We start from the raw sequence: 23,224 nt of genomic DNA on the forward strand, positions 1-23,224 counted from the left end.
TTGAGCCGAGCGACTTTTAGGCAGCGCTCGCAGATATCAAAGCTGAGTTTCGATGGCTGTCTTGTCTATAACTGACCACACCTGGCGAATTTTCCCTCTCTGAAGCTCATAAAATACGTTCTCGGCAAACGAAATTCTCTTCCCGCTTACATCGAGCCCAAGGAACGTTCCCCTTGGCGCGCAGTCGAAGCTTAGCCGGCTCGCTACATAAGGCGGATCGGCAACCAATAGCTGAATGTTGAAATAAAGGTCCGGAATTTCGTCGAAGTCTCTCACCAACATTTCGAGATAGCCGGACAATCCGAGCTTGCGACCGTTGTGGGTCACTTCATCATGAACAAACCTCCCCAGATTTGGCCAATCCTGCTTGTTCAGGCATGCAATATAGCCTCGGTAAAGACCGGAGAGATCGGATTTAGTCACGGCAACACCTCTATTTCCGGCAAGCCCCGCAAAGGCAGCATCTCAGCTTGACGGGGTGATGTCGGTCTGCGTGCACCGGAAACGAAGAAAACGATACCAGACGGCCGGAATCACGAATTCAATGACGGAATTCAGGCACAGACGCGGTTGCGCCCTTGCCTCTTCGCCTCATAGAGCTGGCGATCGGCGCGGCGATAGAACTCCTCGGCGGTTTCCTTGCGATCCCAGACGGCAAGCCCGACGCTGGTGGTGATTTTCAGTCGGACATTGCCCGTCAGCACCGACATGTTGGCGATCGCCTTGCGGATGCGCTCGGCGAATTTGGATAGCAGCTCGGCGTCCATATTGGGCGTGACCACCGCGAACTCCTCGCCGCCCAGGCGCGCCACCACGTCGTGATAGCGTGTCATGTCCTTGAGACAGTTGGCGACCGCCCGCAACACCTCGTCGCCGACATCGTGGCCGTGGCTGTCGTTGACCTGCTTGAAATGGTCGAGGTCGAGGATCATCAGCCCTACTGGTTTCTCGATGCGGCGGAACTCTTCGAGATATTCCTTCAGCGCATCGTCGAAATAACGCCGGTTCTGCATGCCGGTGAGGCTGTCGGTGAGCGCCGCATGCTCCAGCGTCTCCGAACGCGCGCTGAGCGAAACGGTCATGGCGCGCAGCTTGCCTTCTTCCGTCGCCTGCTTTCGGATCAGCGGGTAGATGAAGAAAATGCCGAAGAACAGCGCAGTCGCCAACAGCACGCCCGTCGCAAACAGCAGCTTGTTGAGATAGACGATTTCATCGAGTTTTGAAGGCGTATTGCTAATGTCGGCGGCCAGGGTTTGCAGGAGCCCATAGGCGTAAAGCGTCACCAGGCCGGCGGCCAGGATCACAAAAATAAAGACGAAAAAGGCTGATTCCGCCTTGTGGAAACGCATCTGCTCCCCGTTGGAAAGTTCGTAGCGATCTTATGGCATGCGGGAACTTACGGACAGTTAACCTGGACAACTTCAACGCGAAATGTCCCCTCGGTGTCGACTTTTCAGGTTGCGCTCGAAGGAGGGAGTGAGAGCATCGAGTCGATCCCCCCATCAGGACGCAATCTCTGCCATTCCGGGCCCAATTGGTGCCTGAACCAGGTCGCCTGCCGTTTGGCATATTGCCGCGTCGCGATTTTCGCGCGCTCGATGGCCTCGGGAAAACTGAAGGCGCCGGCCAGCGCGGCCTGAAGCTCGCGAACACCGATTGCTTTCATCGCCGGCAGGTCGGGATCGAGGCCGAGCGCTGAAAGCTGTTTCACCTCGTCCAGTGCCCCCTCATCCAGCATGCGGTCGAAGCGGGCATCGATCCGCTCCACCAGAGCCGCTCGCTCCGGCTCGATGACGAAAAAACGCGCGCTGCTCCCGTCGATCAACGGCCAGCCACGCGCGGCCTGCCAGTCCAGGATGGAACGGCCCGACGCGTCGAGCACCTCCAGCGCCCGCACGATGCGCTGGCCATCCGTCGGCTTCAGCATCATGCCGGCCGCAGAATCCTCGCGCAACAGGATGCGGTGCAATCTCACTGCGCCCTGTTCCTGGAGCTCGTAGCGCCAGCGGTCGCGGATCGACTTCGGAATGTCGGGCATCTCCGAGATACCTTCCGTGAGCGCCCGGAAATAAAGCCCGGTTCCGCCGACGAAAATCACTGGCCGCTCCGAAAGCGTGCCGTCGTCGATCAGCTTTATGACATCACGCAACCAGGCGCCGGTTGAATAGGCGGTGGACGGATCGACGTGTCCATAAAGAAAGTGGGGGACGCGGGCGAGTTCGGCAGGACCAGGCCGCGCCGTCAGCACGTCGAGCACCGAATAGCCTTGCATGGAATCGGTGTTGACGATGACACCGCCATTGCGCTCGGCGAGGTCGAGTGCGAGCGCCGACTTGCCGCTGGCGGTCGGCCCGGCTATCAGGATCGCGTTCTTCAGGCGGCCGCCGCCCGCCCGTCCGCTGGAATTTTCGATGCCGCTGATCGCCACGCTTCTATCCCATCCCGCCGGCCGCGCATTGACGCCGACGCTAGCGAATATGGCCTCGCGGTCGGTCGGCGCAAGCGCTGTTCGCTGGCTGGCCGAAGGCATCGCCTGCGAGCTCGACTTGCCGGAGACCGCCGACGCTTCCGAAATAACGGCGCGCCTGCGTGCCGCGCTGGCTTCCGAACCGATCGACGTGGCCGTCCAGCCGGCCGAGAACAGGCGCAAGAAGATCCTGATCGCCGACATGGATTCGACGATGATCGACCAGGAATGCATCGACGAGCTTGCCGACGAGATCGGCGTCAAGGATCGCGTCGCCGCCATCACGGCGCGATCGATGAACGGCGAGATCGCATTCGAGCCGGCCTTGCGCGAGCGCGTGGCGCTGCTCAAGGGTCTCGATGCCGCAATCATCGACCGCATCATCGACAATCGCCTGACGCTAGCCTCCGGCGGCCGCACGCTCGTCCAGACAATGGCGGCCAATGGCGCCTGGACGGCCCTGATCTCCGGTGGTTTCGACATCTTCACCACCCGCATCGCAGCATTGCTCGGCTTTCACGAAAATCGCGCCAACCGCCTGATCGAGCAGGATCGCCGCTTCACCGGCCTGGTCGCCGAACCGATCCTCGGCCGCGCCGCCAAGGCCGAAGCCCTTATCGAGATTTCCGCCGGCCTCGGCCTGACGCCTGCCGATGCCATTGCCGTCGGTGACGGCGCCAACGATCTCGACATGATCCGTCTTGCCGGGATCGGCGTCGCCTTGCATGCCAAGCCGGCCGTGGCAGCCGAGGCAAAGATCCGTATCGACCACGGCGACCTCACCGCCTTGCTTTATCTGCAGGGTTATCGCCGGAAGGAATTTGTCGAATGACGCCGATCCGCACCGAGCGCCTGATCCTGCGCAACTGGGGAGATCGTGACCGCGAGCTCTTCCATCGCATCAATTCCGACGAGTTGGTCATGGAATTCTTTCCGTTTCGCCGCGACCGCGCCCAGGCTGACGCCAAGATGGAGGAGTTGCGCGCGGCTATCGATCGCGACGGCTTCGGCTTCGCGGCCGCTGAGATCGCAGCCACAGGTGAATGCATCGGCTTCGTCGGCATAACCGGAACCGATCATTTGCCATTCCTGCCGCGCGGCACGATCGAGATCGGCTGGCGGCTGGCACCCGAATTCTGGGGCCGCGGCTATGTCACCGAAGCAGCCGAAGCCTGGCTCACCTATGGCTTTGAAAGACTTGGCCTCGACGAAATCGTGTCCTTCGCAGTCAAGGATAACAGCCGGTCCACTGGCGTCATGGAGCGCCTGGGCATGATCGCCGACCCCGCCTCCGATTTCGACCATCCCGGTGTTCCGGACAGCCACACCGCACTCAGGCGACATGTCTTCTACAGGCTGTCACGCACAGACTGGCAGGCAAGAAAAAAAGCGGCCCGCTAGCCGCCCTTTTCCTTTTAACATCAGAGCGTTGCAGGCTCTTCCGGACTCAATCCATCCGGATCGTAACGAACCGCAGCTCGCCGGTCTTCGACGCCAGCATCAAAAGCGCGTTCTTGCGCCCCTGCTCCTTCAGCGCGCCGATCCGGTCCATGACATCCTTGGGCGTGGCGACCGATTCCTGCGCGATCTCGGTGATCACCTCGCCCGGCTGGATGCCGCGTTCGGCAGCCGCCGAATCCTTGGAGACGTCGGTCACGACGACTCCGGAGACGTCGGCGGCGATGCCGAATTTCGTGCGCGTCTCCTCATTGAGCTCGCCGATCGTCATGCCGAGCACGGCAGCCGTCGAAACCGCAGGCGCCTTGTCGGCATCGTCCTGGTCGGCGTTGCCGTTTTCACCGCCGCTGGCAAGCTTTTCGCCGTCCTCGAGCCGGCCGAGCGTCACCTTGACGGTCTGCTCGACCCCTTTGCGCACGATGATCACGTCGACCGCCTTGCCGACCGGGCTCTCCGCCACGACGCGTGGCAGGTCGCGCATTTCATGGATGTCCTTGCCGTCGAACTTGATGATGACGTCGCCGGCCTGGATGGTGCCGTTGTCGACCGGCCCGCCCTTGATAACGCCGGCGACCAACGCGCCCTTGGCGGTCGCCATGCCCAGGCTTTCGGCAATGTCGTCGGTCACCGGCTGGATGCGCACGCCGAGCCAGCCGCGCCGCGTCTCGCCGAACTGGCGAAGCTGGTCGACGACGCCCGAGGCAAGCTGCGACGGGATCGAGAAGCCGATGCCGATCGAGCCGCCCGATGGCGAGATGATTGCCGTGTTGATGCCGATGACCTCGCCGCTGCTGTTGAACAGCGGTCCGCCGGAATTGCCGCGGTTGATCGCGGCATCGGTCTGGATGAAGTCGTCATACGGGCCGGAATTGATGTCGCGATTGCGTGCCGAGACGATGCCGACCGTCACCGTGCCGCCGAGACCGAACGGATTGCCGATCGCCATCACCCAGTCGCCGACACGCATCGTGTTGGAATCGCCGAACTTCACCGCCGTCAGCTTGTGCCCTTTCGGATCGACCTTCAGCACCGCGACATCGGTCTTGGTGTCGGTGCCGACCAGCGTCGCCTTGAGCGTCACCCCATCGGAGAAATTCACCTCGATGTCGTCGGCATCGGCAATGACGTGGTTGTTGGTCACCACGATGCCCTGCTCGGCGTCGACCACGAAGCCGGAGCCCAGCGACTGCACCTTTTGCCCGCCGCCGCCCTTGTCGCCGCCACGGTTCTTGAAGAAATCGTCGAAGAAGTCCTGGAAGGGCGAGCCCTCCGGCAGCTGCGGCATCGGCACTGCGCCCGGCCCCTCAGTGCCTTTAACAGTCTGCGACGTCGAGATGTTGACCACGGCGCCAAGCAGGCCGGCGGCGAGATCGGCAACCGAGGGCGGCCCGTCGGCTGCCATCGTCGGCGCCACGAACGACGGAACGGCAATGGCGCCGACCAGAAGCGCAGCGGCCCCGGCGATGAACGTCCGCCTCGCTGCACGCAGAAGGGTGGTGGATGTCATCGAAAGGCCTCCGGGTGTTCTGAAAAAAGCGCTTCGGCAAAAAACGCCGCGTCGCGTCATGTTGGCAAGAAATAAGGCACGTTTGCGGCTATGGCTACCGCCAGAGAATAAATCCTCTGTTACGCCGGCTATCCCTGCACCGGCCCTACTGGCCGGTGCTTGGCTGAGCCGCCGGTGGCGCGGGAGCGGCAGGTGCTGGCGGTGGTGCCGCCGGTGCCGCAGGCGTTTCCTTGCTGTCCGGGTCGCGGAAGAAGCGGAAGAACTCGGAATTCGGCGACAGCACCATCGTCGTTCCTGCGCTGTTCAGCGCCGTGCCATAGGCATTCATCGACCGGTAGAAATCGAAGAAGGCCGGATCGCGCTGATAGGCCCCGGCAAACGTCGCGCTGCGCTGGGCTTCACCTTCACCGCGCAGGATTTCAGACTCTTTCTGCGCTTCGGCGACGATTTCGACCACTTCGCGGTCGGCGCGAGCCCTGATCCGCTGCGCTGCCTCGTTGCCGCGCGCCCTCAGCCGCTCGGCTTCGGCGAGACGTTCGGCCTTCATGCGGTCGAAGGTCTGCTGCGAGACTTCGGCCGTGAGATCGGTGCGGCGGATGCGGACATCCTCGATCTGCAGGCCAAGCGAGGTGGCATCAGGCCTCAGCTGATCGCGCACCTCGCGCATCATCACGGCGCGCTCTTCCGAGAGTGCCGCCTCGAAGTCGCGCAGGCCGTAGACGCGGCGCAAGGCAGCGTCGAGACGCGTCCTCAGCCGGGCCTCGGCCAGTTCGATCTGACCGGAAACCGCGGCGCGGAACACACGCGGGTCCGAGATACGATAGGCGATAAAGGCATCGACCTCATAGAATTTGCCGCCCGAAACCTGGACACGGATGTTGTCGAGGTCGAAGCGCAGGACCCTGTTTTCGATCAGCTGGACGGTGTCGGCATCGAAGAAGGAGAATGGCGCCTTGAAATAGATGCCCGGCTGGTTCTTGACGTCGACGATTTCGCCGAACCTGAGCACCAGCGCCTGCTGGCGCGCATTGACGACGAAGACCGACGAATAGAGCAGGAACAGGATGACCGCGGCGATGACCGCAATGACGGGAAGACGGTTGGCCATCACTGGTTTCCTCCGGTGGCCGGTGCCGGCGCCTTCTGCTGCAATGCCGGCAGCGGCAGGTAGGGAACCACCCCTTGCCCGTTGCCTTGCTCGACGATGACCTTGCTCGAATCCTTCAGCACCCTCTCCATCGTCTCCAGGTAGAGCCGCTTGCGCGTCACTTCCGGCGCCTTTGCATATTCGTCATAGACCGAGATGAAGCGCTGCGCCTCGCCTTCGGCCTCCTGCACGACCCGGTTCTTGTAGGCGGCCGCGTCTTCGCGGATCTGTGCGGCCGCACCGCGCGCCTGGCCGAGCTTCTGATTGGAATACTGATTGGCCTGCTCGACGAACTTGTCCTCGTCCTGTTCGGCCCGCTGCACCTCGTCGAACGCGTCTGCCACCTCGCGCGGCGGCGCGGCGTCCTCGATGGAAATTGCGTTGACGTTGAGGCCGGCCTTGTAGCCGTCCAGCGTCGTCTGGATGATCTCACGCACCGACGCCGCAATGCCTTGCCGGTCGTCGCGGAAAATATCCTGCGCCGGGCGCCGGCCGACCGCTTCGCGCATCGCGCTTTCGGCGACCTGCTGCAGCATGCCGCCCGGGTCGGACACGTCGAACAGATAGGCCTTCGGGTCGGAAACCTGATAGGCCACCGAGAATTGCACGTTGACGATGTTCTGGTCGCCGGAAAGCATCAGGCCATCGCCGCTGGTGCTGCCGCCGCCGATGCTGACAAGCTGCTCGGCGATGTTAGCGGTCTCGACCGTTTCGATGGGCCACCAATGGAAATGCAGGCCCGGCTGCGACAGCTCCGCCTTCGGCTTGCCGAACCTGAGCTCCACCGCAACTTCATCTGGCTGGACGGTGTACACTGCCTTGAACGCCCATAGCACCACCAGCGCCGCGGCAATCAGCCCGAACACGGCAGGGCTCGCGCCACCGCCGCCCGGCAGCGCGCGCCGCAACCGGTCCTGCCCGCGCCGGATGATATCCTCGAGATCGGGAGGCGAGCCCTGCGGGCCGCTGGGTCCTTTTGGTCCCTGACCCCAAGGCCCCTGATTGTTGCCGCCGCCCCACGGGCCGCCGCCGCCGCTCTTGTCGTTCCAGGGCATGAATGTCCTTTCGCTTGGAATTCCCTCAAGCGCCGGCTCACCGGCGCAAAATCCAATATTATTCTTCTATAGGGATGCGACGGCACGCTTTCAACGCGATCGGCTGCCGCCACTGTCCGCCTTTGGGTCCATCTAGACCTGTCGCGACCCCTTTGTCGCCTTCAATGCACGTCGCGGCGCCGCTCGTAAACCGAATAGCGTGTCGCATGGCTGTCCTTTTCGCCAGCCTCCACCTCCTGCGAGCGGACGATCCGCCACAGCGCCGGATCGATCGGCGGGAAATGGGCATCGCCGTCGACCGCGGCCAGAACATGGGTCACGTGCAGCCGATCGGCCAACGGCAGCGCCTGAGCGTAGATTTCGCCGCCGCCGATGACGCAGATCTCGTCGGCGCCGGCCATGCAGCGCCCGCGCACCGTCGCCAGCGCGATTGCGTCCTCGATCGAGTGCGCGACTTCGACGCCCTCGGCGCGCCATGCCTTGTCTCGTGTCACCACGATGTTGAGCCTGCCCGGCAATGGGCGGCCGATGCCTTCATAGGTCTTGCGGCCCATGATGATGGGCTTGCCCATCGTATCGGCTTTGAACCGCTTGAGATCGGTGGACAGCCGCCACGGCAACCCACCCTCGCGCCCGATCACGCCGTTCTCGGCGATGGCGACATAAAGCGCGAGGTCCATCAGCCGCCGTTTCCGCCATCCGACGGCTCCAGCAGCAATATGTCGATGTCATGCTCGGGGTAGAAGTTCTGCGCCTTCATCTCGAACGTCGTCGGTCCGATCTTCCTGACGTTTTCGCCGCAAAACGAGACCAGGTTCTTCGCATCGCCCTTGTCGACGGTCAGCTTGAAACTGCCGATGTTTCCCGACGCCCAGTTGCCGCCCGTGGTCAGGATATAGGCGATGCGGTTCTCGAAATATTTGGGGTAGCCGTCGGGATCGTCCTTGGCTGCCTTGCGCACGGCATTCTCGAAGGCATCGTCCATGCAGTAGCGTGTCTTGTAGGCGGCATACTGACCCTGGAACTGGCCGTCATAGAAGAAGCTGACCGAGGAGGTGCCGCCGACGCTCGGCTTGTAGCGATGCGAGACATGGACCGCCTTGTTGGCCGGAAACGTCGAGCGCCACCAATAGGTCGAGCGCAATTGCCAGAACGGCGTATAGACGGTCTTCATGCCCGAACCGTCGTCAGCAGTGTCCTCGATGATGATGCCGCGGTTGACCCAGTCGTCGGCGACCGCTTGCGGCAGCTTTGCCAGCGCTGCCTTGGCCGCATCGCCGAACGGATAGAACGGCACGCCCTGCGCCTTCAGGTCAGCGCCGATGTCGATGCCGAGCGCGAACACCTTCTGCTCGAGCTGCGGCTTTGCCGGCTCCCCGTCGATCGTCACTTCGAAGCCGAGGAAATTGTCGCTCTGCGCCTCCGGAATCGCTGGTATTTCTTCGGGGTCGCCTTCGATGTCGGGCATCGGAAAGGCGACGATCGCATCGACATCCTTGTCGGTATTGTTGCGGAAGACGTAATCGACCATCACTTTTTCCGGCGAGATGTAGAGATCCTCGCTTTCCATCGCCACCGCATCGCTGCGCGAAAGAATCAGCCCACCGGTGCCGAGTTCGGCGACCGAATCATTGGCGAGCGCGGGCGTAGCCGAGAGCGCCAAGGCTGCGGTCAGGACGTAACGGAACATGGAAACTCCCCCGGCGAGAATGCCAACATGACTCTAGCTGTTCAATGTGGCGTTTCAAAGCCTTTCGGCAAATGCGCCGGCGCCTGCCGGCATGTCGTGTCGGTCTAGACACGCCGGTCCCGATCGGGCAGGAGTTCGCCCATGCGCAAGCTTCTCGTCATCGGCATCGGCGCCGGCAATCCGGAGCACATGACGGTCCAGGCCATTAACGGTCTCAATCGGGCCGACGTGCTGTTCATTCCCGACAAGGGCGCCAAGAAGAACGATCTCGCCGAATTGCGCCGCCAGATCTGCGACCGCTTCGTCATTAATCCGAACTCGCGCCGTGTCGAATTCGACGTGCCGGTGCGCGCCGAGCCGGCGCCTTCCTACCGCTCGACCGTCGACGACTGGCACGAGGCGATCGCCGCGATCTACGAAGGCCTGATCCGCGACGAACTCCCTGAAGATGGCTGCGGCGCCTTCCTGATCTGGGGCGATCCGTCGCTCTACGACAGTGCGCTGCGCATCCTCGAGCGCGTGCGCCTCAGAGGCAATGTAGCGTTCGAGCTGGAGGTCGTCCCTGGCATCACCGCCATCCAGGCACTCGCAGCCAGCCACAAAATGGCATTGAACCGGATCGGCGACGCCATTTTGATCACCACCGGCCGCCGGCTCGCCGAGGAAGGTCTGCCCGAAAACGCCGGCAGCACCATCGTCATGCTGGACGGCAAATGCGCCTTCAACACGCTGGACGACAACGACGTCACCGTTCACTGGGGCGCCTATCTCGGGACGCCTGACGAGATCGTCATCTCGGGCCGGATTGGCGACGTCGGCGACAAGATCGTGACCACCCGTGAGCAGGCCCGCCGGAAAAAAGGCTGGATCATGGACACCTATCTGCTGCGCAAGCCGGGCGAGCCTAAGAAGTAACAGGGATCACACGCGGCATGAATTCCGCCGGCGTCACGCTGCGTCGATCTCGGCCTGCAGCGCCTCCATATGCGCCGCCGCTGCTGAAGACGCAGCCCGCTCGATCGCGCGGAAGCGGCTGACCACAGCAAGCCCGACCGACGTCAACTGGGCGCCACCGCCTTTTTTGCCGCCCGTCTGTGCCGCAACCAGCGGCTTGCCGAACACGCGGTTCATGTCTTCGACCAGATCCCAGGCGTGCTTGTAGGACATCTCCATGCCGCGTGCCGCGGCCGAAATCGAGCCGAAGGCGGCGATCTGTTCCAGAAGCTCGATCTTGCCCGGTCCGATGCGGCCATCTGGATCGAGATTTATCCGCAAACTCAGCGACGGCATTTGCTCCTCCGCGGTCACGCTATTCTACAAGTTCCGCGGCGATACCGCTATTCCAAAACGATATAGCGAATCATCGGCCGTTCACTCATCCGCCTCGGCGGGCAGGCCGGCGCCGGTATTCGCCCGGTCGAAGCTCACCGTCTTGACCACGGCGAAGACCTGTCGACCAAGCCGAAGCTCCAGTGTCTGCCGCGACTGTTCGGTGATGCGGGCAAGCACGGTTGCGCCATTGCAGTCGATGCCGATCTCGACCGTGGGCCCTTCGCCCGGCTCTATCGCCACGATCGTGCCCGGCAATATGTGGAGCGCGCTGAGGCCAACCGGCTGCTCGGTGGCGATCATCACGTCGCGGGCACGGATGCGGACGCGCACCGGCGCACCGACTGGCGTTGCCAGAAGCGGCACCCGGATCTCGCCCGCCAATGAGCCTAGCACCGTCATGCCAAAGGCTTCGTCGTGGCGCAGAACCGCGGTATCCAGCACGCCACCGCCCTCGCCGCGCTCTTCGGCCGGCAATAGATCCAGACGCTGCATGATCGCACCGGTCGGACCGGAAGCGGCGACCTTTCCTTGCATCAGCACCACGACGTCGCTCGCCAGCCGCGCCACTTCGGCGATCGAGTGGCTGACATAGACGATCGGAATTTTCGTCTCGTCGCGCAGCCGCTCGATGTAAGGCAAGATCTCGGCCTTGCGCCGCTCATCGAGCGACGCCAGCGGCTCGTCCATCAGCAGCAATTTCGGACTGGCAAGCAGCGCCCTGCCGATTGCCACGCGCTGCTTCTCGCCACCGGAGAGTTTTGCCGGCCGCCGATCGAGCAAATGGCCGATCCCGAGCAGTTCGACCACAGCATTGATATCGGCGTAACGCTCGGCAGCCGGCGTGAACCAGCGGCCATAGCGCAGATTGCTCGCCACGCTCATATGCGGAAACAGCCGCGCATCCTGGAACACCATGCCGATCCGCCGTTTGTGCTTCGGCACGAACAGACCGGCATCGCTATCAACCAGCACGCGGCCCTCGGCCGCGATGCGACCTTTGTCGGGGCGGATCAGCCCGGCAATCAAATTGATCAGCGTCGTCTTTCCGGAGCCGGAAGGCCCGAACAGCGCAGTCAGCCGCCCGGCGCTTTCGAAACGGGCATTGACGATGAAATCGCCAAGCCGGTGGCTGATGTCGACCTGAACCGTCATTCGATGTCCATCCGCCGGCCGACACGCCGCGCCAGCACTTCCGAGGCAACAAGTGCCGCCATCGAGATGACGATCGAGATCAGCGTCAGCCTGAGCGCGCCGGCGTCGCCGCCGGGAACCTGCGTGAAAGTGTAGATCGCCGACGGTAGCGTCTGCGTCTCGTTCGGAATGTTGGAGACAAAGGTGATCGTCGCGCCGAATTCGCCCATCGCCTTGGCGAAGGAGAGGATCGCACCGGCGATCAGCCCGGGCAGGATCAGCGGCAGCGTGATCGTGCCGAATACCCATAGCGGATTGGCGCCGAGCGTGCCGGCGGCCGCCTCGATTTTGCGGTCGACGGCCTCGATCGACAGCCGGATGGCCCGCACCATCAGCGGAAAGCCCATCACGCCGCAGGCGAGCGCGGCGCCAGTCCAGCGGAAGGAAAAAACGATCCCGAAATGTTCGGCCAGGAAAGCGCCGGCCGGACCACGCTTGCCGAAAGTCAACAGCAGCAAATAGCCGGTCACCACCGGCGGCACGATCAGCGGCAGATGCACCAGACCATTGAGCAGCGTCTTGCCCCAGAACTGGCCGCGGGCAAGCACAAGAGCGATCAGGATGCCTGGCGGCAGGCTGGCAATCATCGCCACGGTCGCCACCTTGATCGACAGCTGGACCGCATTCCATTCGTCGGGAGCGAGATCCAGCAGCCAGTTCATGTGCGGTGCCGTACGTCAGTTGCTCGGCGCGAGGATTGTAAAACCTTGCGCCTTGAAGAGTTCGCCAGCCTTGGCGGATTGCAGGCATTTCAGGAATGCCGGAGTATCCCTGCTCTTCGAATCCGCAAGCTGGGCGACTGGATAGATGATCGGCGGATGGGTACCCGCGGGGAAAGTGCCGACCACCTTCACGCCAGGCTCCGCATGCGCATCCGTGGCGTAGACGATGCCGAGTGCTGCCTCGCCGGTCGACACCAGCTTTAGGGCGGCGCGGACATTCTCGGCCTGCGCCACCTTGCCTTCGACCGAAGACCAGGCACCGAGCGATTCGAGGGCTGCCTTGCCGTATTTGCCTGCCGGCACAGCTTTGACATCGCCCATGGCAAGTTTGCCGTCACCGACGAGCTTGGCAAGATCGAAACCCTTTTCGATCCTGGTTTCAACCTTGGAATCCCGTGGCGCAACCAGAACGATCTGGTTACCGAGCAGTTTCACTTCGGTTTCGGGCTTGGTCAGCTTCCTGTCGGCAAGATATTTCATCCAGTCGAGATCGGCCGAGATGAACAGGTCTGCTGGCGCGCCGCTTTCAATCTGCCTGGCCAGCGCCGAGCTCGCCGCGTAGGAAATGGTCGCCGCCTCGCCGACATCGGCCTCGCAGGCCTTGTTGACGGCATCGAGCCCGTCCTTCAGGCTCGCCGCGGCAAACACGACCACCTTGTCATCGGCATGGGCCGCCGGCACCGCGGCCATCAGCATGGCGGCGAGACCCGCGATGGCAATCGTCGTCGAACCTTTGCGCGCCAGCATGAAACTCTCCTCGTCTCGGAACGCCCGAAGCCGTCCATCGATATATCCATGTGAACATAACAAGGAAAGGCTCTTTACCGCCTACGGCATTCTGAGCTGAGGTTTTCCCGGCCTGCGATAATCTTCGTTGGATACAGCGGCACCGAGGCCGAAGGAAATATTCACATGAAAATCAGCGACCCGGATTGCGCGTCAAGTCGACGTCGGCCGATCGAGATTGATGCTGACAAGGCCCGAAGGCGCAGCCGCAGTAGGCAATTTCGATATGGATGGTCAGGTATGGTGCTAGACCGCGATCGGCGCCTTGATCGTCGCGTCGGCGAAATAGTTCTCGAGCTGGAAATCCTCGAAGCGGAAGGCAAAGAGATCCTTCACCTCGGGATTGATCCACAGCGTCGGCAACGCCTTGGGCGTGCGCCGCAATTGTTCGCGCGCCTGCTCGAAATGGTTCGAGTAAAGATGCGCGTCGCCGAGCGTGTGGATGAAATCGCCGGGTTTCAATCCGGTCACCTGCGCCACCATCAGCGTCAGCAACGCATAGGAAGCGATGTTGAACGGCACACCGAGAAAGATATCGCCCGAACGCTGGTAGAGCTGGCAGGAAAGCTTGCCTTCCGAAACATAGAACTGGAACAGGCAGTGGCAGGGCGGCAAGGCCATGGCCTCCACCTCGGCCGGGTTCCACGCCGAAACGATCAGCCGCCGCGAATTAGGATTTTTGCGTATCTCCTTCAGAAGATTCGCAATCTGGTCGATAGCGCCGCCATGGCCGTCCGGCCACGACCGCCATTGTTTGCCATAGACCGGGCCGAGATCGCCGTTCTCGTCGGCCCACTCATCCCAGATCGAGACGCCGTGATCGTTGAGATATTTGATGTTGGTGTCGCCGGCCAGGAACCACAAAAGTTCGTGGATGATCGACTTCAGGTGCAGCTTCTTGGTGGTGGTGACCGGAAAGCCGCGGGCCAGGTCGAAGCGCATCTGGTAGCCGAATACCGAGCGCGTTCCGGTGCCCGTGCGGTCGCCGCGATCAGCGCCGTTTTCCAGCACATGCTTCAGAAGGTCGAGATACTGGCGCATCGGCTCCGGTCCGATTCGGGTTGTCAGCCATCATAGCCGAATGACAGTCGGCCGAACACAGCAAAGCGAGACGATTCCAGCAGAAGTCTCACCAGCACCGGCGGCGAGGTTGCTCAGAGCGAGCCGAGCATGCCCAGATCCTTGGCGACGAGGTAATAGAATGTCACCCGGCTCTTGCTGTTGTCGGCCGCCATAGCCTTGCAGGTCTTTTCGATAGCCGCATCCGCCTTGGCACCGTCGGTGACGCCGAGCTTGCCGGCGACCCAGCTGTTCCTGACGCGCTTCAGTTCCTCCGGGTCGGTGCAGGACACTAGCGAGGAATCGCGGTTCCTGAGCGCGATGCCCAGATGCTTGACGATCTTGGCGACCGCGTCGGCATCCGCCGCCGCATCATACTTCTTTACGTCTGCGAGATAATCGGCCATCGAAATTCCCCTCGTCGGCGCCACGGGATCCGGTCGATGAGGATTGTGGCGCGCTGCCGCAAGTATGCGCTAGGTCTCCTCACCGCCACAAAGCTTCGGTTGAGACCGGCTGCAAGTCAACCCTTCATGATCCACTTTGGCACGGACGAAAGTGGCATTCCGGCCTTTCATTTTCCACCGCCAGTCTCTATATTCGCTTCGTCGGCTCGACCGACTATGGCGATAAACAGGCGATGAAATAAGCCGTTCGGACCCGGGGGCGGTACCCGGCGCCTCCACCAAAAACCGCTGCTCAGGAGCGGCTTTTGCTGGGGGCGAAATAGGATCGACGAAGGTGTAAAGATCGTACTTTTGCCCGGCATTGTACCACCGTTATCGGGCTAAACTTATAGTTGCCAACGACAACTATGCGGAAGCACGTCTCGCCGCGTAAGCGGTGCGATAGCTTCAATTCAAGCCCTAGTGGTTCGCACTTCTAGGCGGGGTTCGGAGGTACCTGGCAACAGAAACCTCCATTTCTCCCCCTTTTTGATATGCGCAGCCGCAGGCTCGCCCGATATGTGCAGCTGCGGGCCTGGGCTTTTTACGCCCTGATACGCCCTGGCGCCGCTGCGTTCATACCAGTCCCTGGCTGATCGTTTCGATCGCGCTGCCAAAGGTCTCGTCGGCAGCCTCATGTGACATCTCATTGTGCGCCCTGCCCGTCCTGATCATCGGAAAACAATTGGCGAGCTTGGCAACACGACAGTCAAGGAGCACCGGCCGGTCCACATCGATCATTTCCTGGATCGCATCATCAAGGTCGGCTGGTTTGTCGCAGCGCAGGCCGACCGCTCCGAACGCCTCGGCCAATTTGATAAAATCGGGCAAAGCCTCGGAATAGGAATGCGCGAGGCGGTTGCCGTGGAGAATTTGCTGCCACTGGCGAACCATGCCCATATATCCGTTGTTCAGGATGAAGACCTTGATCGGCGCGTCGTACTGGACTGCCGTCGACATCTCTTTCATGGTCATCTGAACCGATGCGTCGCCGGCGATATCGATGACGAGGCTGTCCGGATGTGCGATCTGCACGCCCAGCGCCGCCGGCAGGCCGTAGCCCATCGTCCCGAGGCCGCCCGAACTCATCCAGCGGTTCGGCTTTTCCAAGCCGTAGAATTGGGCCGCCCACATCTGATGCTGGCCCACTTCAGTGGTGATGTATGTGTCGCGATCCTTCGTCAGCGCGTAGAGACGCTGCACCGCGTATTGCGGCATGATCACATCCTTGTTCATCTCGTAGGAGAATGAATTGCGTGCGCGCCAGCCGGCGATCCTTCTCCACCAGTCCTGGAGGCGGCCTCCATCCGGTTTCTGAGACAATGCGCGCCATAGACGAACCATGTCATCCAGAACATTGCCGACATCGCCTTGTATGCCGATATCGACGTGGACGTTCTTGTTGATCGAGGACGGATCTATATCGATATGGATCTTGCTGGAGTTCGGCGAAAAAGCGTCCACACGCGAGGTCACGCGGTCATCGAAGCGCGCGCCGACACAGATCATGACGTCGCAATCGTGCATCGCCATGTTCGCCTCATAGGAACCATGCAGACCGACCATTTTGAGCCAGTTCTTGCCGGAGGCGGGGTAAGCCCCAAGGCCCATAAGCGTCGAGGTGATCGGAAAGTCGGTCAGTTGAACCAACTCCCGCAGCAATCTCGATGCTTCCGGGCCGGAATTGACGATGCCGCCGCCGGCATAAATAACGGGACGGCTGGCATTGGCCATCAATTCTATCGCCTGGCCGATCTTGCCGATATCGCCCTGCAGCTTCGGTCGATGGTTCTTCAGCGCGACAACGTCTGATGGCGGCGTGTACACGCCGGACGCAAACAGAACGTCCTTTGGCATGTCGACGAGAACAGGCCCCGGTCGCCCCGACCGGGCGATGTGGAACGCCCTATGGATTGCTGACGCCAGGTCATTGACGTCTTTGACCAAAGAGTTGTGCTTGGTGCAGGATCGCGTGATGCCAATCGTGTCACATTCCTGAAAGGCATCGGAGCCGATCAATGTTGTCGGCACTTGTCCGGACAGACAGACGATCGGTACTGAATCCATCAACGCGTCCTGCAGGGGCGTCACGGCATTCGTCGTGCCTGGGCCTGATGTGACCAACATCACGCCGACCTTGCCCGTGGACCGGGCATAACCCTCCGCGGCATGGCCGGCGCCCTGTTCGTGGCGCACGAGGATATGCTTGATGTCGTCCTGCTGGAATATCTCGTCGTAGATCGGCAATATGGCCGCGCCGGGATAGCCGAAAATATGCTCCACACCATTGTCTTTGAGTGCGCGGAGAACGATCTCCGCTCCTGTCATGCGGTTGCTCGTATGCTGAATGGAATTATCGCTTGTCATGGTTCTGTCCCGTAGCGTGATGAGGATGGGTTGACGGGGCGTCGCCGAAATCGGGCGTAAGAAGAATTTCGGGCATAAAAAAAGGCCCCGTCGGGAGCCTGTTTGTCGCGCACGGGTGGCTGTCGCCGGATGGTTACACCATCCTGCCCGTGCGCTTTCCTACCACTGCAAGAACCATTGCGATCTTCATGATGATCGCTGCTACACAGAAAATCGCGCATCGTCAACGTCTCAGGCTGAGGCGTCTCAGGCTGAGGCGAAAGCCCAAGGGCCTCCCATCATCGGAACCTCCGATGGCAGTATTCGTTTCTTCCCGTTTCCCTTCTTCCACGCCTTTGCGGGACAAGGCCTCAGTTTCTCGCCGCGTGTGGTCATGCCCGGCGAGCTGCCTCATGGAGAGATAAGATGAACCAGGAAACCACACCAAAACACGAACGCATCCTGATCGTTGGCGGCAGTTCCGGTATGGGGCTGTCGCTTGCCGAACAGCAGCTTGCCGCCGGCGCCGAGGTTACGATCGTCGGCCGCTCCGAGGACCGGTTGTCGGCCGCACGGCAGCGCTTGCCTCACCCGGAAAGGCTGAGGACGATCGCAGCCGACGTCACAAGCGAGGACGAGGTCCAGCGCCTGTTCCAGGATGTCGGCACGCTCGACCACATCGTCTCGACCGCCGCCGACGTTACCGGCGTCTATGTGTTGCTTCCCGAGATGGATATCTCGGTGGCGCGGAAAGTGATGGATTCCAAAGTCGTCGGACCGCTTCTTCTTGCCAAACATGGCGCGCCTCGTCTGACGCCCGGGGGATCGATCACGCTGACCTCGGGCATCGCCGCCTATCGTCCGGCGGTGAAAGGCTCGGTGGTGGCAGCCGTTAATGGGGCACTTGGCTCACTCGCCTACGCGCTTGCCGTCGAACTGGCGCCGATCCGCGTCAACGTCGTTTCGCCCGGCTGGGTCGACACGCCGATTTGGGATGCCGTCGTCGGCAGCGGAAAGACAGCCGCGCTGGACGCCATGGCAAAGCGTCTGCTCGTCGGCCGGATCGGCCAGGCAGCCGACATTGCCCAAGCCATCACGTCCCTCATGCACAACGGCTTCATCACCGGAACCGTGCTTCATGTCGATGGTGGCCAGCGACTGGTCTAGCGATGGCCAAAATTTCGCGGACCATTGCAAGGAACAGCCGCAGCACCGGCGCTTGAATGCGCCGGTGGCGCCATACCATGGTGACCGGCGTCACCGGGCTGCTTCCGACCCAAGGCAGCACGACGATATTGGCGTCAGCCGCGGAAGCCACCAGACGCGGGACCAGCGCGCATCCAAGACCGCCTTCAACAAGGCTCCGTATCGCGCCCATGCTGGCGAACTCGCCAACGAGTTTTGGACGGTCAGGCAATGTTGCGGCAAACGTTTCGTCGAACATCCGCCTATAGACGCAACCGGGCTGGGTGACGAGGAAGGCCTCGTCGGCCAGATCGTCGGGCGTTATGGCAGAATATCCGGCCAATCGGTGATTTGCCGGCATTATGGTGACGAGCTCTTCTAATGCCACTTGCTCGCTTCGCAGCTCCGGCGCCGCCGCCGGGACGGCTCCGAAATGGAAAGATACGTCCAGCGCCCCGCTTGTCACGCCGGCACGCAACCCACTGCTATCGTCCGCCCTGAGGTTCAGTTCCACATCGGGATGGCGCCAATGGAATTCCGCCAGCACAGCTGGCAAGCGTGTCGAGCAAAGCGTCTCCAGGCCGCCGACAGTCAGGCGACCGGCAACCGTGCCGCTCGCGTCGGCGACTGCGGAACGGGCTTCGTCCGCGAGGTCGAGGAGATCGTTTGCATAGTCCAGCAGGCGTTGTCCCGCCGCCGTCAGCTTCAAGCCACGCCGTGATCTGTCGAACAGCGACGTGCCTAGATCGCTTTCCAGCGCCTGGATCTGTTCGGTCACGCTCGATTGGGCAAGATGAACCCGCTCGGAGGCGCGTGTGATGTTCAAAGTGGTGGCGACCGCTACGAAGGTTTTGAGATGTCGAAGCTGCATGTCCTGAACCCGTCATATAGGCATAGACTGCTTTGAACCGGGACCGCAAACGTGAAAAGGCCGGGAACATCGGCCGGCCTTTTTGTCTCGATAAGCGAAGTTTACTCCGCCGGCGCTTCCGCGACGTCCCGGCTGCGGCCGAGCGTTATTTTGGCCAGTGTGAAGGAGATCGCCGCGCAGAGCGTGATGCCCGCCACCATCGGCAGCGGCGTGCCGTCGAAAAACACGCCGGCGACGCCCATAGCGACCGCGCCGATGGCGAAGTGCAGCGTGCCCATCAGCGCCGACGCGGTACCGGCGATCTCGCCATGCTCTTCCATGGCCAGCACCGACGTCGTCGGGATGACCAGGCCGAGAAAGCCGTAGCCGATGAACAGCAGCGCCGCCATCACGTCGAGCCGGTCGACACCCGATGCCATCACCGCGAACAGCACCACCATCGTCGTCGCATAGCCGGTCACCGCGACGCGCACCACGCGCTGCAGCCCGAACCGCTCCGACAGCAACCCGGTCAGCTGCGACATGCCGATAAAGGCAACCGCATTGATCGAGAAGAACACGCTGTAGACCGAAGGCGACAGGCCATAATGGTCGATCAGGATGAAGGACGAGCTCGACAGATAGACGAAGAAGCTCGCAATGCCGAAGCCGGCGATGGCCGTCAGGCCAAGGAAGTTGCGGTCGCCCATCAGGAAGCGGTAGCCGGAAAGTGCCGTCCCGAAGGACGACCCGGCGCGCTCCTCGACCGGCCGTGTCTCCTTGAGCGAGGTCGCCAGCAGGATGGTGGCGAGCACGGCCGCGCCCGTCACCGTCCAGAACACGGCGCGCCAGCCGAAATTCTCGATGATCTGGCTACCGGTCAGCGGTGCCAGGATCGGCGACACCGAAAACACAAGCATCAGCAGCGACATCAGCTTGGCGGCCTCGGTGCCGGTATGCAGATCGCGCACGATCGCGCGCGGCACGGCCATGCCGGCGCTGGCGCCGAGCCCTTGCAGGAAGCGGAAGGCGATCAGCCATTCGATCGAGGGAGCCAGCGCCGAGCCGACGCCGCCGACCATGAACAGCGCCAGGCCGCCGTAGAGTGGCAGCTTGCGGCCGACCATGTCGGAGATCGGTCCGACGACGATCTGGCCGAAGCCCATGGAAAGAAAGAAGATCAGCAGGCTCATCTGCACCGCGGCAGTGCCGGCATGCAGATCTTCGCCGATTGAAGGCAGGGCCGGAAGATACATGTCGATGGCAAACGGGCCGATCGCGGACAATAGGCCGAGCACGACCGCAATGCGGAGGAATTTGGCGTTCATGATAGCAGGCTCTTTCGAATTCTGGTTGCCGCCGAGGACCGACGTGTAACCCTAGGACGTTCCATCCCGTGGAGTTCCGACTCTTCTGCGGAACGAAACCCCCTTCGTGCAAGTCCACAAATTTAGACAGGCTTGTCTAATTCGTCAACCACCTCTATATAGTTTTGCATGAAGGCCAACGTCTCTCCTGACATTTTCCCGCCGCGAGGCCACGAGGCCAAGCGCATATCGATTGTCGATGCCGCCGCCTCGGTCTTCTGCCGCGAAAGCTTTGCCGGTGCCAATATCGACATGATTGCCGCCGAGGCCGGCGTCTCCCGCCAGACCATCTACAATCATCACGGCGACAAGGAAAAACTCTTCGTTGCCATCGTCCGCGACCTCACCGAACGTTGCAATGCCGGCATCTTTGCCACGATTTCCACTTTTCCCGATCAGCCGAAGGATCTCGAGGCCGACCTCATCGCCTTTGCTGTGCGGATGAACCACAACTGCATCTGCAACCGCGACGGCAAATTCCTGCGCAAGCTGATCCAGACCGAGGGCGGGCGCTATCCCGAGTTGTTCGCCGAATGGCGCGAAGAGGGACCGGGCAGGACATGGCCGGCGATCGCCGCCCGCTTCGCCCGCCTCGCTCATGCGGGCTTCCTTGATATCGACGATCCCGATGTCGCAGCGCGCCAGTTCATGGCGCTTGCCAATGCCGAGTTGCAGACGACATTCATGCTCGGCGGTACACCGACCGAGGACGAGGTGGTGCAGTCGGCGACAAATGGCGTGCGCACCTTCCTGCGCGCCTTCGGCAAGCGGCAGCCTATGGCCCGGGCGAGCAAACAGGGCGCGCTCGCCAGCGCTTGACGATCAAAGCCGTTTGACGATCAAATCGTCGCCAATGGGCTTCGCTTCCGCACGCCGGCGATCTATATCCGGTTTACGCCGCGCTCAAGCTTGATTACAGCTATCAGGACGATTCAACGGAACCCGACAGCCACATGGCCGACGACCACATCCGCTACGACATTCTGGCCCAGGAGGCGTTGCGCGGCGTCATGCGCAAGGTCCTGGCCGAAGTCGCGCGCACCGGTCTCCCGGGCAACCATCATTTCTTCATCACCTTTCTCACCGGCGCGCCGGGCGTGCGCGTGTCGTCGCGGCTGCGCGAGCGCTATCCCGAACAGATGACCATCGTCATCCAGTTCCAGTATTGGGACCTGAAGGTGAGCGACACCGGCTTTGAGGTCGGGCTGTCGTTTTCCGACGTGCCGGAGAAACTGGAAATCCCGTTCTCGGCCGTACGCGGCTTTTACGACCCGTCCGTCAACTTCGAGCTCGAATTCGACGTCAAGACCGATACGCCGGCGGAACAGGAGACAAAGGCCAAGCCTGCTCCCGAACCGCTGGCCATCGTCGCCGAGAAAAAGCCCGAGACGAAGAAGAAAACCGCCGAGGCGGAAAAGAAGCCTGCCGCGGCCGACGCCGGCGCCAAGGGCGCCGACGTGGTGTCGCTTGACGCCTTCCGCAAGAAGTGACCCGACGGGCGGCGTGACATGGCCGAGATCGTCAATCTCCGTCAGGCACGCAAGCAGAAGGCGCGAGCCGAGAAGGAGCGCCTGGCCGAACAGAACCGGGCGCTGCATGGCCGTTCCAAACCCAGCCGGGATCGCGACCGCCTGATCGCCGACAAGGCCGATAAATTCGTCGCCGGCCATCGCCGCGAAAATTCGGGCGATTCGGACAAATCCGATGCTTGAAGTGTGAGTAGGATCGTCTCGTGAGCCCGGTGGAAAAGCGCTCGGTCACCATTCGCGGCCACCGCACCAGCTATTCGCTCGAAAAGCCTTTTTACGACGACCTGGTCGCCATCGCGGCCGTGCGAAAACTGACGCTCGCCGCCCTTGTCGCCGAAATCGACGAGAGCCGCCCGCGGGATGCCAATCTCTCCTCGGCGCTCCGGCTCTATGTGCTGGATTGGGCCAAGCGCGGCAAGTTGTAGCCTTCAGGCAACGCTATCCTGTCTCCTGCGCCGGATACGGAAGCCCAGCAAAGCCGAGCGGTCGCGTTCTTCGGCCTGCCAAGCAGCGTATCCTGCGGTTTCAGGTCGGCGAGCGTGAACTGGCCAAAAATAGGCGATGTTCGTGGCAAGCCGGATCAGCTTCAAGAGGGCAATGCCGGCAAACAACCCCGCCGTCGCAACCACCACCGCTATGCCGGCAATGAGCAGCACCCGGGCATCGGTGGTAAAATCGCGCAGATGGCTGGGGTTGGCGTGATCGGACTTCATTTGCAGACCTTGCTTTCTGGCGGCGTGCCGACTTGCGGATGGGTCGCCGGCCGTGCCACCGAGGATGGCGGGCACGAGCGATGTTGGTGACACCACGCCAGCATCAGGCCCTGCTTGCAATCAAAGGGTTCCCCGGCGGAGGGCCAGTGACCATTGGCGACCTCGCGGAGCGCCTGCGCATCCGCCATCACAGCGCAGTGGAATTGGTCAACCGTCTTTGCGAAGCCGAGCTCGTCGCGAGGGACCACGACGAGGAGGACCACCGCCGCGTGCTGCTGCGGCTGACCGAGCGCGCCGACGACAGTCTCGCCGATCTGTCAGCCGCTCATCTCGACGAACTCGGGCGGATCGAGCCGATGCTGAAGCGCTTGCTT

General features: G+C 62.0%; 26 protein-coding genes, 1 other RNA gene and 1 pseudogene. 10 read left to right on the top strand and 18 right to left on the bottom strand.

Going from position 1 to position 23,224, the window contains the following annotated elements:
- Nucleotides 1-36 precede the first annotated feature (36 nt).
- The 3 genes from NKI39_RS06820 to miaA all read right to left on the bottom strand — a co-directional run bounded on the left by NKI39_RS06820 (nucleotide 37) and on the right by miaA (nucleotide 2,422).
- Nucleotides 37-423 (bottom strand): ester cyclase, encoded by a 387-nt coding sequence (locus NKI39_RS06820; RefSeq protein WP_352539569.1) that lies wholly within the window; start codon nucleotides 421-423, stop codon nucleotides 37-39.
- Nucleotides 424-554: 131 nt separating this feature from the next.
- Complete coding sequence (locus NKI39_RS06825; RefSeq protein ID WP_352501016.1) at nucleotides 555-1,349, bottom strand: GGDEF domain-containing protein; 795 nt, start codon at nucleotides 1,347-1,349, stop codon at nucleotides 555-557.
- A gap of 104 nt (nucleotides 1,350-1,453) precedes the next feature.
- Nucleotides 1,454-2,422 (bottom strand): tRNA (adenosine(37)-N6)-dimethylallyltransferase MiaA, encoded by a 969-nt coding sequence (miaA, locus tag NKI39_RS06830; protein WP_352831288.1) that lies wholly within the window; start codon nucleotides 2,420-2,422, stop codon nucleotides 1,454-1,456.
- On the opposite strand from miaA, the gene serB reads away from it, so the two are divergent.
- A complete protein-coding gene (serB, locus tag NKI39_RS06835) occupies nucleotides 2,412-3,299 on the top strand; it encodes a phosphoserine phosphatase SerB (RefSeq protein ID WP_352820445.1) in 888 nt (295 codons plus the stop codon). The two genes, miaA and serB, sit on opposite strands and share 11 nt — an antisense overlap.
- On the top strand, nucleotides 3,296-3,868 hold the full coding sequence (locus NKI39_RS06840; protein ID WP_352831160.1) for a GNAT family N-acetyltransferase: 573 nt from the start codon (nucleotides 3,296-3,298) through the stop codon (nucleotides 3,866-3,868). Before serB ends, NKI39_RS06840 begins: the two co-directional genes overlap by 4 nt.
- Nucleotides 3,869-3,914: 46 nt before the next feature.
- Here the strand turns inward: NKI39_RS06840 and NKI39_RS06845 are convergent, their stop codons facing one another.
- From NKI39_RS06845 to NKI39_RS06865, 5 genes are all read right to left on the bottom strand, one after another.
- Nucleotides 3,915-5,432: a DegQ family serine endoprotease gene (locus tag NKI39_RS06845; protein ID WP_352539566.1), complete on the bottom strand. Its 1,518-nt coding sequence runs from the start codon at nucleotides 5,430-5,432 to the stop codon at nucleotides 3,915-3,917.
- A 145-nt stretch (nucleotides 5,433-5,577) separates the two neighbouring features.
- The gene (hflC, locus tag NKI39_RS06850) at nucleotides 5,578-6,540 is read right to left on the bottom strand and encodes a protease modulator HflC (RefSeq protein ID WP_352471620.1); all 963 of its coding nucleotides are present in this window, start codon (nucleotides 6,538-6,540) and stop codon (nucleotides 5,578-5,580) included.
- A complete protein-coding gene (hflK, locus tag NKI39_RS06855; protein WP_352471619.1) occupies nucleotides 6,540-7,634 on the bottom strand; it encodes an FtsH protease activity modulator HflK in 1,095 nt (364 codons plus the stop codon). The genes hflC and hflK overlap by 1 nt, the downstream gene beginning before the upstream one ends.
- A gap of 161 nt (nucleotides 7,635-7,795) precedes the next feature.
- Entirely contained in the window at nucleotides 7,796-8,314 is a 519-nt protein-coding gene (locus NKI39_RS06860; protein ID WP_352471618.1) for a dihydrofolate reductase, read from the bottom strand.
- Nucleotides 8,314-9,324, bottom strand: coding sequence for a DUF4424 domain-containing protein (locus tag NKI39_RS06865; RefSeq protein ID WP_352471617.1), 1,011 nt, complete (start codon nucleotides 9,322-9,324; stop codon nucleotides 8,314-8,316). Before NKI39_RS06865 ends, NKI39_RS06860 begins: the two co-directional genes overlap by 1 nt.
- Nucleotides 9,325-9,465: 141 nt before the next feature.
- On the opposite strand from NKI39_RS06865, the gene cobF reads away from it, so the two are divergent.
- Nucleotides 9,466-10,239, top strand: a complete 774-nt coding sequence (gene cobF / locus NKI39_RS06870) for a precorrin-6A synthase (deacetylating) (RefSeq protein WP_352539563.1) — start codon at nucleotides 9,466-9,468, stop codon at nucleotides 10,237-10,239.
- A 33-nt stretch (nucleotides 10,240-10,272) separates the two neighbouring features.
- On the opposite strand, the gene NKI39_RS06875 is transcribed toward cobF, so the two are convergent.
- The 6 genes from NKI39_RS06875 to NKI39_RS06900 form a co-directional block, all read right to left on the bottom strand.
- Nucleotides 10,273-10,614: a winged helix-turn-helix domain-containing protein gene (locus NKI39_RS06875; protein ID WP_023676697.1), complete on the bottom strand. Its 342-nt coding sequence runs from the start codon at nucleotides 10,612-10,614 to the stop codon at nucleotides 10,273-10,275.
- Nucleotides 10,615-10,695: 81 nt separating this feature from the next.
- On the bottom strand, nucleotides 10,696-11,808 hold the full coding sequence (gene modC / locus NKI39_RS06880) for a molybdenum ABC transporter ATP-binding protein (protein ID WP_352831163.1): 1,113 nt from the start codon (nucleotides 11,806-11,808) through the stop codon (nucleotides 10,696-10,698).
- Nucleotides 11,805-12,509, bottom strand: a complete 705-nt coding sequence (gene modB / locus NKI39_RS06885) for a molybdate ABC transporter permease subunit (RefSeq protein ID WP_352831164.1) — start codon at nucleotides 12,507-12,509, stop codon at nucleotides 11,805-11,807. The genes modC and modB overlap by 4 nt, the downstream gene beginning before the upstream one ends.
- 15 nt (nucleotides 12,510-12,524) lie before the next feature.
- Nucleotides 12,525-13,316, bottom strand: a complete 792-nt coding sequence (gene modA, locus NKI39_RS06890; protein WP_352831166.1) for a molybdate ABC transporter substrate-binding protein — start codon at nucleotides 13,314-13,316, stop codon at nucleotides 12,525-12,527.
- Between the two features lie 285 nt (nucleotides 13,317-13,601).
- On the bottom strand, nucleotides 13,602-14,396 hold the full coding sequence (locus NKI39_RS06895; RefSeq protein ID WP_352471610.1) for a thymidylate synthase: 795 nt from the start codon (nucleotides 14,394-14,396) through the stop codon (nucleotides 13,602-13,604).
- A gap of 113 nt (nucleotides 14,397-14,509) precedes the next feature.
- Complete coding sequence (locus NKI39_RS06900; RefSeq protein WP_023676702.1) at nucleotides 14,510-14,821, bottom strand: DUF2853 family protein; 312 nt, start codon at nucleotides 14,819-14,821, stop codon at nucleotides 14,510-14,512.
- Nucleotides 14,822-14,982: 161 nt separating this feature from the next.
- Between NKI39_RS06900 and ssrA the strand changes: the two genes are divergently transcribed.
- Nucleotides 14,983-15,338, top strand: a transfer-messenger RNA (tmRNA) gene (gene ssrA, locus NKI39_RS06905).
- A 98-nt stretch (nucleotides 15,339-15,436) separates the two neighbouring features.
- On the opposite strand, the gene NKI39_RS06910 is transcribed toward ssrA, so the two are convergent.
- Entirely contained in the window at nucleotides 15,437-17,227 is a 1,791-nt protein-coding gene (locus NKI39_RS06910) for an acetolactate synthase 3 large subunit (RefSeq protein WP_352831168.1), read from the bottom strand.
- A gap of 405 nt (nucleotides 17,228-17,632) precedes the next feature.
- On the opposite strand from NKI39_RS06910, the gene NKI39_RS06915 reads away from it, so the two are divergent.
- The gene (locus NKI39_RS06915; protein ID WP_352831170.1) at nucleotides 17,633-18,373 is read left to right on the top strand and encodes an SDR family oxidoreductase; all 741 of its coding nucleotides are present in this window, start codon (nucleotides 17,633-17,635) and stop codon (nucleotides 18,371-18,373) included.
- Here the strand turns inward: NKI39_RS06915 and NKI39_RS06920 are convergent.
- Both NKI39_RS06920 and NKI39_RS06925 read right to left on the bottom strand, forming a co-directional pair.
- Nucleotides 18,327-19,262, bottom strand: a complete 936-nt coding sequence (locus NKI39_RS06920) for a LysR family transcriptional regulator (protein WP_352831172.1) — start codon at nucleotides 19,260-19,262, stop codon at nucleotides 18,327-18,329. The two genes, NKI39_RS06915 and NKI39_RS06920, sit on opposite strands and share 47 nt — an antisense overlap.
- A 101-nt stretch (nucleotides 19,263-19,363) precedes the next feature.
- Nucleotides 19,364-20,569, bottom strand: coding sequence for a multidrug effflux MFS transporter (locus NKI39_RS06925; RefSeq protein WP_023676705.1), 1,206 nt, complete (start codon nucleotides 20,567-20,569; stop codon nucleotides 19,364-19,366).
- Nucleotides 20,570-20,737: 168 nt separating this feature from the next.
- Here NKI39_RS06925 and NKI39_RS06930 point away from each other — a divergent pair, with 168 nt between their 5' ends.
- From NKI39_RS06930 to NKI39_RS06945, 4 genes are all read left to right on the top strand, one after another.
- Nucleotides 20,738-21,427: a TetR/AcrR family transcriptional regulator gene (locus tag NKI39_RS06930; RefSeq protein ID WP_352815396.1), complete on the top strand. Its 690-nt coding sequence runs from the start codon at nucleotides 20,738-20,740 to the stop codon at nucleotides 21,425-21,427.
- A gap of 134 nt (nucleotides 21,428-21,561) precedes the next feature.
- The gene (locus NKI39_RS06935) at nucleotides 21,562-22,098 is read left to right on the top strand and encodes an SspB family protein (RefSeq protein WP_023676707.1); all 537 of its coding nucleotides are present in this window, start codon (nucleotides 21,562-21,564) and stop codon (nucleotides 22,096-22,098) included.
- Nucleotides 22,099-22,116: 18 nt separating this feature from the next.
- Nucleotides 22,117-22,320, top strand: coding sequence for a DUF4169 family protein (locus NKI39_RS06940; protein ID WP_023676708.1), 204 nt, complete (start codon nucleotides 22,117-22,119; stop codon nucleotides 22,318-22,320).
- Between the two features lie 20 nt (nucleotides 22,321-22,340).
- On the top strand, nucleotides 22,341-22,562 hold the full coding sequence (locus NKI39_RS06945) for a ribbon-helix-helix domain-containing protein (RefSeq protein ID WP_352450079.1): 222 nt from the start codon (nucleotides 22,341-22,343) through the stop codon (nucleotides 22,560-22,562).
- A 3-nt stretch (nucleotides 22,563-22,565) separates the two neighbouring features.
- Here NKI39_RS06945 and NKI39_RS06950 read toward each other — a convergent pair whose 3' ends face one another.
- A complete protein-coding gene (locus NKI39_RS06950) occupies nucleotides 22,566-22,970 on the bottom strand; it encodes a hypothetical protein (RefSeq protein WP_352831174.1) in 405 nt (134 codons plus the stop codon).
- Here NKI39_RS06950 and NKI39_RS06955 point away from each other — a divergent pair.
- Nucleotides 22,937-23,224 (top strand): annotated as a pseudogene (locus NKI39_RS06955) (MarR family winged helix-turn-helix transcriptional regulator); the annotation flags it as partial. The gene NKI39_RS06950 and the pseudogene NKI39_RS06955 sit on opposite strands and share 34 nt — an antisense overlap.

Source organism: Mesorhizobium sp. M0664 (assembly GCF_040320565.1).
Lineage (GTDB): Bacteria > Pseudomonadota > Alphaproteobacteria > Rhizobiales > Rhizobiaceae > Mesorhizobium.